This window comes from uncultured Mucilaginibacter sp., from assembly GCF_913773635.1.
Classification (GTDB): Bacteria; Bacteroidota; Bacteroidia; order Sphingobacteriales; family Sphingobacteriaceae; genus Mucilaginibacter.
Genome location: NZ_CAJYGQ010000013.1, coordinates 91,735 through 106,199, shown reverse-complemented (window position 1 = coordinate 106,199; position 14,465 = coordinate 91,735). Strand labels below are relative to the sequence as shown.

General features: G+C 41.0%; 15 protein-coding genes. 6 read left to right on the top strand and 9 right to left on the bottom strand.

Translation table 11 applies throughout. The features are described from left to right. Window positions 1–39: 39 nt before the first annotated feature. The 5 genes from QZ407_RS15970 to QZ407_RS15950 form a co-directional block, all read right to left on the bottom strand. On the bottom strand, window positions 40–2,223 hold the full coding sequence (locus tag QZ407_RS15970; RefSeq protein WP_295772858.1) for a hypothetical protein: 2,184 nt from the start codon (window positions 2,221–2,223) through the stop codon (window positions 40–42). 37 nt (window positions 2,224–2,260) lie between these two features. Further along, window positions 2,261–2,710, bottom strand: coding sequence for a hypothetical protein (locus tag QZ407_RS15965; protein WP_295772856.1), 450 nt, complete (start codon window positions 2,708–2,710; stop codon window positions 2,261–2,263). 155 nt (window positions 2,711–2,865) lie between these two features. Continuing rightward, window positions 2,866–3,597 (bottom strand): hypothetical protein, encoded by a 732-nt coding sequence (locus QZ407_RS15960; protein ID WP_295772854.1) that lies wholly within the window; start codon window positions 3,595–3,597, stop codon window positions 2,866–2,868. 50 nt (window positions 3,598–3,647) lie between these two features. Continuing rightward, window positions 3,648–4,856, bottom strand: coding sequence for a terminase large subunit (locus QZ407_RS15955; protein WP_295772852.1), 1,209 nt, complete (start codon window positions 4,854–4,856; stop codon window positions 3,648–3,650). An 81-nt stretch (window positions 4,857–4,937) separates the two neighbouring features. Beyond that, window positions 4,938–5,495 (bottom strand): terminase small subunit, encoded by a 558-nt coding sequence (locus QZ407_RS15950; protein WP_295772850.1) that lies wholly within the window; start codon window positions 5,493–5,495, stop codon window positions 4,938–4,940. Window positions 5,496–5,569: 74 nt separating this feature from the next. Here QZ407_RS15950 and QZ407_RS15945 point away from each other — a divergent pair, with 74 nt between their 5' ends. Both QZ407_RS15945 and QZ407_RS15940 read left to right on the top strand, forming a co-directional pair. Continuing rightward, window positions 5,570–5,917: a hypothetical protein gene (locus QZ407_RS15945; protein ID WP_295772848.1), complete on the top strand. Its 348-nt coding sequence runs from the start codon at window positions 5,570–5,572 to the stop codon at window positions 5,915–5,917. A gap of 81 nt (window positions 5,918–5,998) precedes the next feature. Next, complete coding sequence (locus QZ407_RS15940) at window positions 5,999–6,508, top strand: GNAT family N-acetyltransferase (protein WP_295772846.1); 510 nt, start codon at window positions 5,999–6,001, stop codon at window positions 6,506–6,508. Window positions 6,509–6,537: 29 nt separating this feature from the next. Here QZ407_RS15940 and QZ407_RS15935 read toward each other — a convergent pair whose 3' ends face one another. Beyond that, complete coding sequence (locus QZ407_RS15935; protein ID WP_295772844.1) at window positions 6,538–6,951, bottom strand: hypothetical protein; 414 nt, start codon at window positions 6,949–6,951, stop codon at window positions 6,538–6,540. A 38-nt stretch (window positions 6,952–6,989) separates the two neighbouring features. Then, window positions 6,990–7,181, bottom strand: a complete 192-nt coding sequence (locus tag QZ407_RS15930; RefSeq protein ID WP_295772842.1) for a hypothetical protein — start codon at window positions 7,179–7,181, stop codon at window positions 6,990–6,992. Window positions 7,182–7,324: 143 nt separating this feature from the next. On the opposite strand from QZ407_RS15930, the gene QZ407_RS15925 reads away from it, so the two are divergent. Next, entirely contained in the window at window positions 7,325–8,032 is a 708-nt protein-coding gene (locus tag QZ407_RS15925) for a S24 family peptidase (RefSeq protein WP_295772840.1), read from the top strand. A 34-nt stretch (window positions 8,033–8,066) separates the two neighbouring features. Here QZ407_RS15925 and QZ407_RS15920 read toward each other — a convergent pair whose 3' ends face one another. Both QZ407_RS15920 and QZ407_RS15915 read right to left on the bottom strand, forming a co-directional pair. Beyond that, window positions 8,067–8,567, bottom strand: a complete 501-nt coding sequence (locus QZ407_RS15920; RefSeq protein ID WP_157539397.1) for a hypothetical protein — start codon at window positions 8,565–8,567, stop codon at window positions 8,067–8,069. Between the two features lie 124 nt (window positions 8,568–8,691). Then, a complete protein-coding gene (locus QZ407_RS15915; protein WP_295773573.1) occupies window positions 8,692–9,042 on the bottom strand; it encodes a response regulator in 351 nt (116 codons plus the stop codon). Between the two features lie 376 nt (window positions 9,043–9,418). Between QZ407_RS15915 and bla the strand changes: the two genes are divergently transcribed. The 3 genes from bla (at window position 9,419) to QZ407_RS15900 (ending at window position 14,312) form a co-directional block, all read left to right on the top strand. After that, window positions 9,419–10,171 (top strand): subclass B1 metallo-beta-lactamase, encoded by a 753-nt coding sequence (gene bla / locus QZ407_RS15910; protein ID WP_295772837.1) that lies wholly within the window; start codon window positions 9,419–9,421, stop codon window positions 10,169–10,171. A 185-nt stretch (window positions 10,172–10,356) separates the two neighbouring features. Further along, complete coding sequence (locus QZ407_RS15905; protein ID WP_157539394.1) at window positions 10,357–10,740, top strand: RNA-binding protein; 384 nt, start codon at window positions 10,357–10,359, stop codon at window positions 10,738–10,740. 335 nt (window positions 10,741–11,075) lie between these two features. Beyond that, window positions 11,076–14,312: an amidohydrolase family protein gene (locus tag QZ407_RS15900; RefSeq protein ID WP_295772834.1), complete on the top strand. Its 3,237-nt coding sequence runs from the start codon at window positions 11,076–11,078 to the stop codon at window positions 14,310–14,312. Window positions 14,313–14,465: the final 153 nt, after the last annotated feature.

The following is a 14,465-nucleotide window of genomic DNA, read 5'->3' as shown; positions in this document are numbered from 1 at the left end:
CGGAAGGGTAAACTGGAAGATTACCCTTCCGGGCATTGCTTATTGCGTTTGTATATTTAGTGCAGGTAAATTGAAAGTAACGCTGAAAGGTGCCTGGCCGTTACGCGTTTCATACTCAGCAAAGGTAGCGGTGTTAAGTACAACCGTTTGCCATTTTACCGGGTTTTTATTGATGAGCATTTGTACTTTGGGCGAATACTTTAACGATTGCAAGCCTTTGATGTCTGCAAGGGCAAGATCTTCGGCTATAACTTTCATCTTTAGCCCGGCGCTCTTACTTATTACATCTTCAATAGCATCTTGATTTGCCCAATCGTTTACATGCTTTTTAAGTATAACTGCGTTTTGCACATCTAAAGTTATTTCCTGGTTGTATACAAAGCGGTAGTAATTCCAAGCTCCGTTAAGACCTATCCAGCGGAGGTATACCGATTGCAAATCAATGGCATCATCAATACGAACAATTTGCGTTTGCATAACTTGGCGCTCTTCATCATCAGCATCACGATATTTTAAATCTAGTTTGAAGTAGCGGGCATACACGTCAAAGTTTTGGCTTATGTGCAACCTGTTTACGCCAATGCGCTGTGCAAGCCCGGTTACAAATGGTTTGTTTGTAACAGGTGGGCGTATAATTACAAGTTTACTGCTGTCTTGCTGCAAAAGGAATGATCCATCTTCATTAAGCAGGTATGTTGTAGCTGGCGTGCCCAAAGGATTCCTGTTAACATCAAGAGCTGTAATTTCTGCATACAGACTTAATCCCGCTAAGTCATCTCCGTATATGAAGCCAATATCAAAAGGGTAGCCGGCCGAGTAAACAGGTTCGGCAAAATCTGTTAACCACCTGGCACGCTTACTTGGTGCATCAACTTGCTTAAATGGTACATAAGCAGCCATATTTCCGCCATAACTATCGCCAAGCTGCCTGGCCGAGTAGGTAACGTAGTAAGGCGTATCAATTGCGATACTAGCCGATTTAACATTTACGCCCGTTGATGGATCTTGCCATCCTTCGGTATATTTTACATGATAACATGCACCTAAATTATAATCGCGACTGTTAGGCCTATCTGCGCCCATATCATCTTTGGCTTGCAAGAGGCTCTGTAAAAAATTAGAAATGTTTGCCCGTATTAGGCCTTGGGTGTTTGGCCGGTGTACGCAATTTATTGTGCTCATCAAACCCGTCATCGTATCCTGATAAGTTATTTCTGTTTGGACTTCATAATAGGGCCGGAATTTATTGATGTTCATAAAGCCGGTGTTATTAAGTGAATCGGTGTAGGGCAGATCAATCCAAACTTCGCTGGTTGCCTGATTTACATAGTACACATCATAAACGCCTTCGTAGTAGCCTGCATTAACATATATCTTATCCTTGGTAGTCAACATAATGTTGCCTGTGCTGAGTGCTCCATTTACTTTAAATGATGTTTGACTGCCATAATTTGCAGGCAAAACTGCTGTCACATTTAAATCACGACGTTGATAAGTAAATACAATTGGGTTAAAAGCTGCGCTCCATCTGCTTACATTACCGCTGTTTAAAGTTACAGATGGATCAGATACAAGCAGGCTTAATACTGTATCAACTGTGAAATAATATGAAGCAGAACAGCCTGCTGCATCTTTACAATAAACAGTGTATCCGCCGCCTGCAAGGTTATTAAATGTTTCACTGGTTTGCCAATTAACACCATCAAGACTATACTGTAAATCTCCCGCACCCGATGAGGCAACAATAGTTACCTGCCCGTCTTTACGACCCGGAGCACTTTCCTTTTTGTCAACTACTACCGAATTTATCTGTATGTCACAAACACCCGGTGGTATATAGTTACCGTTATTTTCAATTACATTGGGATATACTTTCAGCCGATAGTAGTAATAATTATCTTCACTAGTATCTTCAATGAGCATTTGTTTGCCAATAATAATTTTGGTGCCTGGTATAGCAATTTCTTGTATATCATTCGAACTACCATTAATTATCTCTTCGTATTGGGCAATACAATAATTGCCTTCAACTGCCCTGCCGTTTTCATCAAATAGCTCTATGTAAACGTCGGCGTAAGTTTGTAATCCGGTGCTGGTTAAAGGGCGGTCTTCAGTGTCAATTACACCAATCCATGTGTCTCCCAGTTGAAACGGCTTCTCCGGCCGTATAGACGGGTGAACGGTGCGTTTATTTAAAAAGGTTTCTTTTGCGTATTTAGGCATAGTGTTGGTATTGGCGTGTATGGCAGTTTGGGCAGGGCTAGTTAAATGTTCCGAAGGATTGCGATTGAAGTGTGAGCGTTAAACCCACGCCCGTTGTATTTACATCATACTTGTTGTAAACCGGCGTGCACTTGGCTTTGGTAGAAGACGTGATTTTAAAGTACCGACTATTACCGTCGGTATACTGTGCGGCTTTCACTAAAAACTCATTTGCCAGCGTTAAGGCTTGTGTAACGTAAGTTTCATTATCGGCGGTGTACTGCCCAAAGTCGGTTTTATATAAAAATTCGAGGTATACTGAAAAGGTATTGCTTACTGAGCCATTTATGGATGGATGCATATCAATACCCTGCAGAGGGTACATAAACACACAAGGGTAGGATTTATCGTCGGCAAGTTGATTGAGTTCATTGGCAGTGCCGTAGGCAAAGCCAGGCGTATTACTTAATGTTTGCGTTATTTTTGAAATATGATTGCGAACTGGCATAATTACTTAGTTATTTGAAGAAAGTTGGTTACTTGTTTAGCTTTGAGTGCTTAGCAACTCAGTGTATTTTTTTTGAAATGCGGCTTCGGTTTTGTTTAAAAGTAATTTGGTAAGTACTTTATTGTAAGGCATGTTTAAAATGAGCTGCCATTTCGTTATATCCCCTCCGGCCAATGCATTAACTGTGTTGATATACCTGAACTTTTCAAAGTTTTTAATGCCAGCCCTTTGTTCCAAAGCCGACGAAGGCGATGCCAAAAGCCGGTTTTCGGCTTCGATAAGTTTGGAAAGCTCAAAAAAAAATACTTGGCAATGGGTAAAATGCTTGTAATTGGTTGCTTTTCAATCTCTGCAGTAAACTGTTCAGCAAGTTCTTCATCATAAGGAAGCTGTGTAGCCCGGCAATAAAAGTAATTTGCTAAAATAAGACTGCATGCTTTTAGCGATGGGTTGAATGAATGCTCCCAGTCTTCGTCATTGTTATTGTTCAACGCGGCGTGCCGGGTCATTTCCTCAACTATAATATCACGTGCTGCCATGAAGGCTCCTGCAGGTTCAACGCTCAGGTTTTTAGCTACCTTTACTTTCCTTAGTTTGTTGTCAATATTGAACGTAATCTCATCGGGTATTTGGTTGCTGTTATACAAACTGCTTATTTGTAAAGCTAAAGATGAAATAGTTTCATTAAACTCCGTAAAATCGTTAAAGTCCTGAACCTGTTTTAAGTTTTTAAGTGGAACGCCCGAAAGTATTTGGATAGCATCAAGATCAGACAGCTCGCTTGCAGACTGCAATGCCATCAGCTGACCAAGGCTAATTTCATCCAGCTTTTCAGGAATGGCTACGCTTAATTCGCCTGTGATGGTTTTAAATTTTTTTTGAATCATTATAAGTGGTTTTAATACATGCGCTTCCTTTTGAGCATTGTTTTGGGAGCTTAGATCAACCCGTTTACATCATTAAATGCAGGGTTTTGAGGTAAGTAAGGCAGGCGGGTACGGGCTGTACCGCCTCCGTTTATATTTAACTTATTTAATGCAACGTACCGCAACGGATCAATCAAGTGGTTCCAGCTATCGGTTGGTATATTTAATGTTTTTCCCGCACTATCAGTCTTCCACTGGTAACGGCCAAGCTCGCGCCGCAAATTCACACTGCTGCGAGTGACGTTAATCCTATACCGGCGCAAAATATCAATGGAGTTTTTGATGCTGTCGGTACCTTTTTTTGCTCCGGTGATGCGCCACCCCAACCGCCGTAATTCTTCAATTGATTTTGGTTCAGCACTATCGGCTATGATCTCCACATTTTTGTTTAAATCGGCAGCGGTCATGCGCTCACTTATATCCTGATTCGTTAGTCCGGTTTCGTACAAAAGTTCATTTACCCATAACTCGCCGTTTTGCTTATATACTTCCAATAAGCCGGTTTCATCATTGGTAAATCCAAAGTCAAGACCACAGGCCAGTTTTTTGGCATCAGGTGGTATTGTTTCGCAAACTACCCAGTTAGTTATAACCAAACCGGTTATCTTGCCAGTCAATCCCCGAGCATAAACCTTCCATCTTTCTGGGTCAGACTGCTGCAAGTTTTCAATTTTCTGTCGTGTATGCTCGTCACAAAACGGATTGTGCCTATGGTCTGATATAAGTAACTCAACGCCTGGTTTTCCCAACAGCTCATCGTGCACCCAAAATGCAGCGTTAGGGTTGTAGTCAAGATATACGCGTTTACGTGTGCGCAGGGCTAGTTCTGTGTATATATCCCAGGTAATGCCGTTGGCCTCGTTAATAAAGAGGTAGTCACGTTTACCACTTTTTGCATCTTGCCCGTTATCGTAACTTTTAAATTCAATTAAGGAGCCGTTGTGCAGTTCATATACGCGATCAGACTTGTTGAATGATTTGACAGCATTTTGCAAGGTTGGCCACTGGCTTATTATAGTTTGCGCGTCGCGCATGGCGCCAGATTTTAAATTCGGAATATCCTGCCCAACAATGGTAATTACTTGTTTTGGTTGTTCACAAGCCAATGCCAGCAAAACCTGTATTAAAGCATATGTTTTACCAGAGCTTGTACCTCCTTGATTTACAATTATTTGAGATTTGCTTTCGTAATTAAATTTAAACAATACTGATGTTTGCATAGCGTTGCAACTTGCATAAATTAGAATGGATTATTAACGATACTTAGCCTTGCCGCGACTTGATTCCAGTGCTATCTTAGGTTATAACGTAACTTCCCGCTCATGCTGAGCAGGGGTAGGGCCGGTTGCCACAATTTCAATACGAAGAGTGTTAAGGGCGGAATTAGAGCCGTCTTTTTCGGCTTGTTTTTCCATCCATCCCAGGCTTTTTAAAGCAAAAATTGCTCCTGTTGCGGGTTGACTGGTAAGCTGCTTTTCATATTCAGCTTCAATTTGCAAGCGGGCGCGCTTTAAAGTTGATGCATAAGCTCCATTTTGCTCATATAACAGGAATGCCTGCAGGCTTTCAAAACCCAAAAATAAAGCTAAACCGCTAAGCGTAGGAGGTTGAGGCTCTCTGTCCCAAACACGTTGTTCGCGCATTTCCGGTGTGCTTTTGGCTGTTGCTTTAAACGGAAGCAATTCGATATGGTAAATACCCTTTATATAGTTGAAATATTCGGCTACCTTGGCACGTAAGTGATGCGCTTTCTGGAACAAAATATACTTATTAGATCGCATTATGATAGGGTTGCCAATTGGCATATTGTAAGTGTAAATGTATGGATAATTTTTGAAAAATGCAAATATTTTTAGCATTAGGATAAGGCTCTCGATGGGGAAGTTTGATTTTAATTACCTAAACAAATTTTTAATTTTTGATATTTGCACTCATGAGACCTGGTGATAAAGTTGTTTGTGTAAATGATAAAATAGATGCTGACAAAGCCGAAGAGATTCGTCAGGATTTTGAGATATGGATAACAAAAGATAAAGAATACACCATACGTGAGATATTAGACAACAATGGAATTGTAACAGGTATTTTGCTTGAAGAAGTTCATAACTTTCCAAAATTTTTCAAGCTTATTAATCGCTACCAGGAGCCGGCCTTTGCTATATGGCGTTTTCGTAAACTTAACTATGCAACCTCTCAACAGGCTGAAGAGCACAGTGAAGGGCTTGTTGGCGTAGGTACACAAGAAGTTGAAAAGAATACGGAAGAGCAAAACAAGCAATAGGCCTTAATCTTAAATCTCTGTCAAAACGCCTTTCATAGATTTTTCACTTTTTAGATTGGCTTCTTTATTAAATACTATTAAATGAACGTACGCTTAGCAACAATAAATGATATAAGTTCCATAATGCTACTTGTGCAGCAGGTGGTTCCGGTTATGCAAGCTGCAGGTAACAGGCAGTGGGACAATACCTATCCAAATGCTGAAGTTTTTGAATCTGATATTCAAAACAATTATTTATGGGTTGCAGAGTTTGAAAACCAAATAGCGGGTGTAATTGCCATTACTGAAGGCCAGGAGCCTGAATATGCTCAGGTGCCTGATTGGGATGTTGATGAACCCGCTATTGTAGCGCATAGGTTAGCGGTTAGTCCTGCTATGCAAGGTAAAGGTGTAGCTGCTTTGCTGTTACAACAGTGTGAAGTTGTTGCTGTTCAAAAGCAAATACCGCTGTTAAGGCTTGACACCAATTCAGCTAATCGCCCTATGCAAAACTTATTTCTCAAAATCGGATACCACCCGGGAGGTGAAATCACCTTAAATAAAAAACCAGGTCTTCAATTTATAGCGTTTGAAAAGCGATTGAGCTTATAGTAATCAGGTTGAGTGTTGCTTTTACTAAGTTAGGCCAAGCTGTATTGATGGCAAAACACTTCGGTTTCAACCAGCTGTGTAAGTATTAATTTAAGCATGCTTTCGCGGGCAAAGGATTGCTCCGTGGCGGTAGCGTCATAATTATACCAGTTTAAAGGATTGTTGATAGCTATACGCGTTTTATAAACGTAGTTTTTTACAGGGTGACATTTTGTACCTTCATAACTGTTCAAGTTCTCTGCTTTTATAAGCTTAGTAAAATGTTTAACGGGTATATGCAGTTGAAGGCACTCATCAAGCGTATTTTTATAGTCCTGCTTATCCTCAAGCCATAAGGTAAGCGTTTGCCCTATCAGCTCATGGTCTGCTATGGCAATACGGCTGTAATTGTAATCTACCGAAATAATAAGCCACCAGAGTTCATTCCGGGTTTTTTGGTTCATTGGTATCATTGTGTTGGTGTATTTAATGTGAGCAGTTGTTACATTTCAAAATCAGGCTGCCAGCCGGGTAAGTATTTTTGTATTGCCGCAATTTCTTGGCGGTGTTTGATGCAAGCTGCTTTATAAGCCTTGTACCTTAGTTTTAAAACCTCATCAATTTCGTTTTCTGTAGTGTTACGTTTGGAACTGCCATTTAAGTTCTTGAACAACGAATAGGCTATGTGCATCATGTTTGATTATACTGGTTTCATAATAAACAAAGAAGATAACTTGCTAAATTCAAAAATTTTGTATTTCTTTGTTTTGTACAGAACAAATATACAGAAATATCTGTATTAATCAAGAAAAAGTTATCCACATATTTGCGATAAGTATGGACAGTAAATCAGTTAAAATAAAAACAATTCGGCCTGAGACCTTAGAATTCATTATATTATATAATCAATTAAAAGGTAGAGCATTTAATGGTAATGCAGAACTGGCTGAAGTTTTAGGCTTTAATTCTGCAAGTTCAATTACAGAAATAATCAAGAGCAGGCAAAACATAGATACAGAAAAGTTAAAAATTTTTAAAGAAACTTATAGCTCGTATCTGCAGCCAAAACAAGCTACAGCTCAGGCGCCACAAAAGGCACCGCAGGCGCAGCCGGCACGACAGTTTCAAGGGATACCAATGTATGAGGTAATTGCCACTGCATCGGGTGTGGAGGTATATAATGATATCAATGACAGCCAGCCTGTAGGGCACATGTATTTTCCCGGAATTGAAGAGTGTGATTTTGCCTTACCCGTTTGGGGACACTCCATGTATCCCTACCTGGAAAATGGCTGTTGGGTAGCGCTCAAAATTATACATGATATGAAGATATTGCCAGGGGAGGTGTATTACATTGAATGGGGCGATTACCGTATGTATAAGCGCCTGTTGGCATCTGAAAACGAAGAGGAGGTTATAGCGTACTCTGACAACACAGCCGAGAAGGTGGGCGATCAGCTTAAGTATCCACCATTTCCCATAAGGAAGGACGAGATAAAGCGACTTTGCCTGGTTAAGGATATACATAAAAAGCACAATCATTAGTGATTGTGCTTTTTACTTTTATAACAATAAGTGTTTATTTATTGCAATCAGCAGGTTTAAGTAATATGGAGTAAGGTGAGCTTGTGTCCGGAACCTGGCGACCGGTAGCTGCATCTACCTTTAAAGGCTGTTGCATTAAGCCTGCATGGGTAAGCCTGAATGCCACTTTCATGGAATCGGTCATGCCCTCCTGCATAAACGTCCAGGTAGCTTTAATAATGTTGTCTTTTTCAATAGTACCGCTTATAGTTCCCTTACGGCGGTCCTTCTCAAATATCGTTTCCATCATATCGCCACTTACCTTGTCATTTTCCACATGTAACTTCACAAACAAAGTGTCTTTCATTTGCTGGCCACTTACCTTAGCATAGCATCCATCCTGTGTGCGTTTGGTGATTTTGCCGCGTTTAATTTTCTTTTTAGAATTGGTAGTATCATTAGTGTCCTGTTGCTGCGGAGAGCTTTGACAAGAGATAACCAAACTTAAAGCGGCTGTAGCTGCAAATGAGGCACATAGGGCCTTTATTTTTTTCATAAATAAGTGTATTATAAACTATTGCATACACTTAACCTCATTGTGCGCGTTTTGTTGCAATAGTTCGCAACAAAAATCACAACAGCTGAGGGTTATTAAAAAAGGCCTGCTGAAATAATTCTGATTATTGATTCTTCTTAGCAGCAAATTCCTTTATTAAATCGCTCAGGCTGCCTATGTTGAATGGTTTTTCTAAATAACCGTCGGCACCGCTTTTTTGAGCTAATTGCTCGATATTGGGGATGGTTGATACCAGTACAACGGGGATGTGTTGCCTACTTGGATCTGATTTAATAATGCTGCACCACTCACTACCGCGTTTGCCGGGTAATAATTCGTCCATTAAAACTAAATCAGGTTTAATTTCGTGAAATTGATCAGCGATTGTACCATCTTCAGATGAGATTACTTCATAACCATCATCCTTCAGTATATAATCCATAATCTCACTGATATCCGGATTATCCTCTATCACTACAATCTTCACGGTTTTCTTATTAATTAATTAATTTTTATAGAACACAAAGATATACATTATTGCTGTAATTATCGTCTGAGCAAAGCACAAATGCAAAATTCGTAATCATTCTAAACAAGTAGCGTGGCTTTCAAGTATGTACGGCATATTAATTAAAATTTTCGCCGTCTTTATCTTTTATGATGTTCCCCCAATTTAACACGTCATAATGTTATATGAATTTCCTATGCGGTATAAATAATCTATAGCTTATTAGTGTTTAAACGCAGGCGGTGCCTTAAAGTCCAATAATCGTCATGCCGGTCAAGGCATTGTATTTGTACATTAAAATATTAGATTTGATTTTTACTGAAACTATTAACTGAACCGCCGAATGGATTTTACAAAGATTTATAAGGTTATTTTACTGTTTGTTTTGCTTTCAAATTCTGCGTTAACTTTTGCAGATGGAAAGCCTCCTGTAATTTCAACATCACACCTTTACGAAAATTTTTACGTGTACACCTCATATGGTAAGCCTGATGAGGGTGAAGACTTGTTTCCGGCAAATGGGTTGTATGTTGTAACCAATGATGGCATTGTATTAATTGATACCCCATGGGACGAGGCTCAAACGATACAGCTGGCTGACACTCTCGAAAAGAAACACCACCAAAAGATTGCTCTATGTGTTGTAACTCATCATCATAGTGATCGCACTGCAGGGCTTGAGTGGTTAAAAAAGCATGGGGCGAAAACTTACAGCAGCTTATTAACTCAAAGTTTAACCTCAGGAAGCGACGAAAAGCAAGCTGCTTATACATTTGAGAGCGATACTACGATAACCTTTGGTAATGTAAAACTTGAAACTTTTTACCCAGGCGCAGGGCATAGTTTAGATAACCTGGTGGTTTGGTTTCCGGATAGTAAAGTGTTGTTTGGAGGCTGTTTAGTGCGAAGTTTTGACTCAAAAGCAATCCCTGATACTCCCGGGAGTAACACAGAGCAGTGGACACATGCTGCACGTAAATTATTTACCAAATACGGTGATGCCGCTTTCGTTATTCCCGGGCATGAAGGCTGGGAGGGTGGCACTGCTATGCTAAGCCATACCATGATCATACTTTCAAAGAGCCGCGGCCGTTAACTTTTTGTTAATTAATAGTACATAATCTGCTTTAAAATGCCTCATTTGTAGTCATTTAATGGCGAAAATTGTAATTCGTCAAAAAATAATTTTTTTATAACGATGAATATTGAACAAATGCAGAAATTTTTATGTTAATTGCGGTGTTAAGCAAGCATGCTTGATAAAATGATAATTTAAAATTGATGAACATTTTTGTAGGAAGCCTTCCTTATCGCTTAGAGGAAGCAGATTTAAAACAACTCTTTGAAGCATACGGAGAGGTAAACTCAGTAAAACTTATTATTGACAGGGAAACCGGTCGCAGTAAAGGCTTTGGCTTTGTTGAAATGGCAGATGATGAAGCCGGTCAGCAAGCAATTGATGGTTTAAACGGAACTGAAGTTGGCGGCCGCAGCATTGCAGTTAGCCAGGCTGAGCAACGCAAACCAAGCAATGGCGGCGGCGGTAGCCGTGGCGGCTTTGGCGGCGGTGGCAACCGTGGTGGTGGCTACGGCGGCGGTGGTAACCGTGGTGGCGGTGGCGGCTATCAAAAAGATAGCAACCGCGGCGGTGGTCGTTGGAACTAGTAAAATATATAAAACGCCGGTTGATATTACGTCTTCCGGCGTTTTTGTTATAGCCTGATTTTACCACGACCTCTTGGCCTATAGTTTAACAGAGGAGGCTGCTTAACGGCCTTTTTGTAATCTGAATTTAATTCGGAACGGTATTTTTTTTGCCATAGCCGTCTAATTATCATCTTTACTACTCTTAGTGCAAATCAGCTAATTTGCATCCTTGCGCACAATTTGCTTTTCGCATACATTTGTTGTCAAATTCTTGTAACATCAGTATAAGCTAATTTACTGTTATTAGTACTCCTGTCAATCATTTGCTATTTTAGCGGTGTTAATCTTACACTATGAAACCGCTGGCACTTTTCCTGTTTTTTACCATTGCTGCTATCAACGCATTTTCTCAAAAATGGAACGTTGAAAATACTCCCGGCCAAAGCAAAAAAATAACTATCAATACAGATGAAGGCACCTGGATGAATCTGGATGTTAGTCCGGATGGGAAAACGATTGCCTTTGACTTATTAGGCGACATATATAGTATGCCAGTAACCGGCGGAAAGGCAACCTTATTAACAGGTGGTAAGTCATGGGAGGTGCAGCCCCGTTTTAGCCCTGATGGAAAAAACATTGCCTTTACCAGCGACCGCGACGGTGGCGACAACATTTGGATTATGGGAGCAGATGGGGCAAGCAAGCATCCGGTAACCAAAGAAAGCTTCAGGTTGCTTAACAACGCTTACTGGACGCCCGACGGCCAATATTTTGTGGCACGTAAGCATTTTACTAATACTCGCTCGTTAGGCGCTGGCGAATTATGGATGTATCATAAAAGTGGGGGCGAGGGTATACAACTAACCAAACGTAAAAATGATCAGCAGGATGCGGGTGAGCCTGTGGTATCGCCTAAAGGTACCTATATTTACTGGAGTGAGGATGTTACTCCCGGTCCTGCCTTTCAATATAACAAAGACCCTAATCAAGGCATATACGCTATTAAGCGCCTTAACCGTACTACAGGGCAAATTGAGACTGTTACGGGTGGTAGTGGCGGGGCATGCAGGCCGCAGATTTCACCTGATGGTAAGCTGATGGCCTTTGTAAAACGTAATCGTTTAAAATCAGTTTTATATATACATAACCTTGCTTCGGGCGAGGAGTTTCCTGTGTATGATAATTTGAGCCACGACCAGCAGGAAACCTGGGCTATATTCGGAACATATCCAAACTTTAACTGGACGCCTGATAATCTGCATATCATCTTTTATGCAAAAGGTAAAATATGGAACCTTGATATTTTGACACTCAATGTTGTAAACGTTCCATTTGAGGTTACATCGCAACAAACTATCACCGAGGCATTACATTTTCCGCAGCGTGTTTTTCAGGATGAAGTTAATGTGAAGATGATTCGTCAGCTCACCACTTCGCCCGATGGTAAAAAAGTTGCATTTAATGCAGCCGGGTATATTTATATTAAAGATCTTCCTTCGGGCAAACCGGAACGCATAAGCGCAACACCGGAGTTTGAGTATGAGCCAAGTTTTAGTGCAGATGGCCGCCAGCTTGTTTACACCACATGGAGCGATGAGTTAAAAGGTTCGGTTAATTTAGTTGACCTTTACACAAAGCATATCACCCGCTTAACTACCGAACGTGGTTTTTACTATTCACCGCGATTTAATAACAAAGGCGATAAGGTGGTATATCGTAAAGGCGAGGGTAATGATGTTCTAGGTTTTGCATTTGGTAAAAATCCAGGAATTTACATTGTTTCATCTTTAGGCGGTGTGTCGCAATGTGCTTTAAATCAGGGTATTAAACCGCAATTTAGCGCTGATGATACCAAGTTGTTTTATCAAAGTACTGAGGGCGATAAAAAAGCTTATAAGATGCTTGATTTAAATAGCCCCGGAGTTGCTCCTAAAACGCTATATACTTCAACTTATGCTACACAGTTTTGTCCAAGTCCTGATGGCAAGTGGATGGCTTTTACCGAGTTATTCAATTGTTATATAACGCCTATGACGTTAACCGGCGGGGCGCAGGAATTATCATCGGCAAATAAGGCTTTACCACTTAGTAAGCTTACACGCGATGCCGGAACTTACTTACATTGGAGTAAAGACAGCCAAAAACTAATGTGGACCTTGGGGCCGAAGTATTATGTACGCGACATCCGCTCGGCTTTTTCATTTATTGATGGCGCAAGTGAAAGACAACAAAATGCTGACACTGCCGGCCTTGATATCAACTTGAAATTAAAAGCTGACGTTCCGGCTGGGAAAATTGCTTTTACAAATGCGCGTATCATTACCATGAAAGGTGAGGAAGTGATTGATAAAGGTACCATAGTAATTGACCGCAATGTAATTATGGCTGTTGGTAAGGATGTGCAGCCACCCGCAGACGCTAAAATATACAACGTTGCCGGTAAAACCATTATGCCGGGTATTGTTGATGTACACGGCCACCTAGGTATAAGTCCTGATGGTATATCTCCGCAGCAGGACTGGCATTATTTTGCAAACCTCTCGTATGGTGTTACTACATCTCACGATCCATCGAGCAATACTGAAATGGTATTTAGCCAGGCAGAAATGTTAAGAACAGGGCGAATGGTAGGGCCAAGGGTTTACTCAACCGGTACTATACTTTACGGGGCAGATGGCGATTCAAAAGCTGTAGTAAACAGTTTGGATGATGCGCTTTCACACTTGCGCCGGTTAAAGGCGGTAGGCGCATTTTCGGTAAAAAGTTACAACCAGCCGCGTAGGGAACAACGCCAACAAATAATTGAAGCAGCGCGCCAGTTACAAATGGAAGTAGTACCTGAAGGCGGATCAACCTTCTTTACTAACATGACTATGATTGCCGACGGGCATACGGGCATTGAACACAACATACCGGTGTGGCCTGTTTATAAGGATGTAAAATCTTTTTGGAACGCCAGCAAAACTGCTTATACGCCAACCTTGATAGTAAGCTACGGAACTCAGTTTGGAGAAAACTATTGGTATGACCGCAGCGAGGTGTGGAAGAATGAACATCTGTTGAGTTTTACACCGCCATCAATTGTAGATGGCCGATCACGCAGGCGTACAACATCTGAGTATGGTGATTACGGTCATATAAATATAGCGCGTGCAGTTAAACAAATTGCCGATGGTGGTACTCGTGTTAATTTAGGCGCTCATGGGCAGTTGCAAGGTTTGGGTGCCCACTGGGAACTTTGGATGCTTGCACAGGGCGGCTTTACGCCTATGCAGGCCCTGCGTTGTGCAACTATCAATGGTGCGGCTTATCTTGGTATGGATAAAGAAATTGGCTCATTGGAAACTGGCAAACTCGCCGATTTGATTATACTTAATCAAAATCCGTTAGATGATATACGTAATAGCGATAACATCAAATATGTTATGGTTAACGGTCGCCTGTTCGACTCTGACTCGATGAACGAGATAGGAAATTCCGACAAACCCCGCCTGCGTTTTTGGTGGCAATTAGGAACCGGCAATCTGATGAATCTTCCTGTGGGTAATACCGAAACGTATTTATTTGGAAGCAGTGATGGAGAGCAATAGATAAATACAAGTGAAGTGAACAGGAATATGCTTTTAAACGTACTGCTTGGAATAGTAGCAGGGATGCCATAATAGGCATGCCCGTCAAATTTCAATCATGGAAAGTCTCGTCAGATCTCCCGTAGTATTAATGCGCTAGAATGGTGCTCACCA

Excerpts from the sequence above, each read along its gene's own strand:
- QZ407_RS15945 (WP_295772848.1), top strand. The coding sequence starts at position 5,570 with ATGAGACCTGGTGATAAAGTTGTTTGTGTAAATGATAAAATAGATGCT.
- QZ407_RS15900 (WP_295772834.1), top strand. The coding sequence starts at position 11,076 with ATGAAACCGCTGGCACTTTTCCTGTTTTTTACCATTGCTGCTATCAAC.
- QZ407_RS15935 (WP_295772844.1), bottom strand. The coding sequence starts at position 6,951 with ATGAACCAAAAAACCCGGAATGAACTCTGGTGGCTTATTATTTCGGTA.
- QZ407_RS15955 (WP_295772852.1), bottom strand. The coding sequence starts at position 4,856 with ATGCAAACATCAGTATTGTTTAAATTTAATTACGAAAGCAAATCTCAA.
- QZ407_RS15920 (WP_157539397.1), bottom strand. The coding sequence starts at position 8,567 with ATGAAAAAAATAAAGGCCCTATGTGCCTCATTTGCAGCTACAGCCGCT.
- QZ407_RS15905 (WP_157539394.1), top strand. The coding sequence starts at position 10,357 with ATGAACATTTTTGTAGGAAGCCTTCCTTATCGCTTAGAGGAAGCAGAT.
- bla (WP_295772837.1), top strand. The coding sequence starts at position 9,419 with ATGGATTTTACAAAGATTTATAAGGTTATTTTACTGTTTGTTTTGCTT.
- QZ407_RS15940 (WP_295772846.1), top strand. The coding sequence starts at position 5,999 with ATGAACGTACGCTTAGCAACAATAAATGATATAAGTTCCATAATGCTA.
- QZ407_RS15925 (WP_295772840.1), top strand. The coding sequence starts at position 7,325 with ATGGACAGTAAATCAGTTAAAATAAAAACAATTCGGCCTGAGACCTTA.
- QZ407_RS15965 (WP_295772856.1), bottom strand. The coding sequence starts at position 2,710 with ATGCCAGTTCGCAATCATATTTCAAAAATAACGCAAACATTAAGTAAT.
- QZ407_RS15970 (WP_295772858.1), bottom strand. The coding sequence starts at position 2,223 with ATGCCTAAATACGCAAAAGAAACCTTTTTAAATAAACGCACCGTTCAC.
- QZ407_RS15930 (WP_295772842.1), bottom strand. The coding sequence starts at position 7,181 with ATGATGCACATAGCCTATTCGTTGTTCAAGAACTTAAATGGCAGTTCC.
- QZ407_RS15960 (WP_295772854.1), bottom strand. The coding sequence starts at position 3,597 with ATGATTCAAAAAAAATTTAAAACCATCACAGGCGAATTAAGCGTAGCC.
- QZ407_RS15950 (WP_295772850.1), bottom strand. The coding sequence starts at position 5,495 with ATGCTAAAAATATTTGCATTTTTCAAAAATTATCCATACATTTACACT.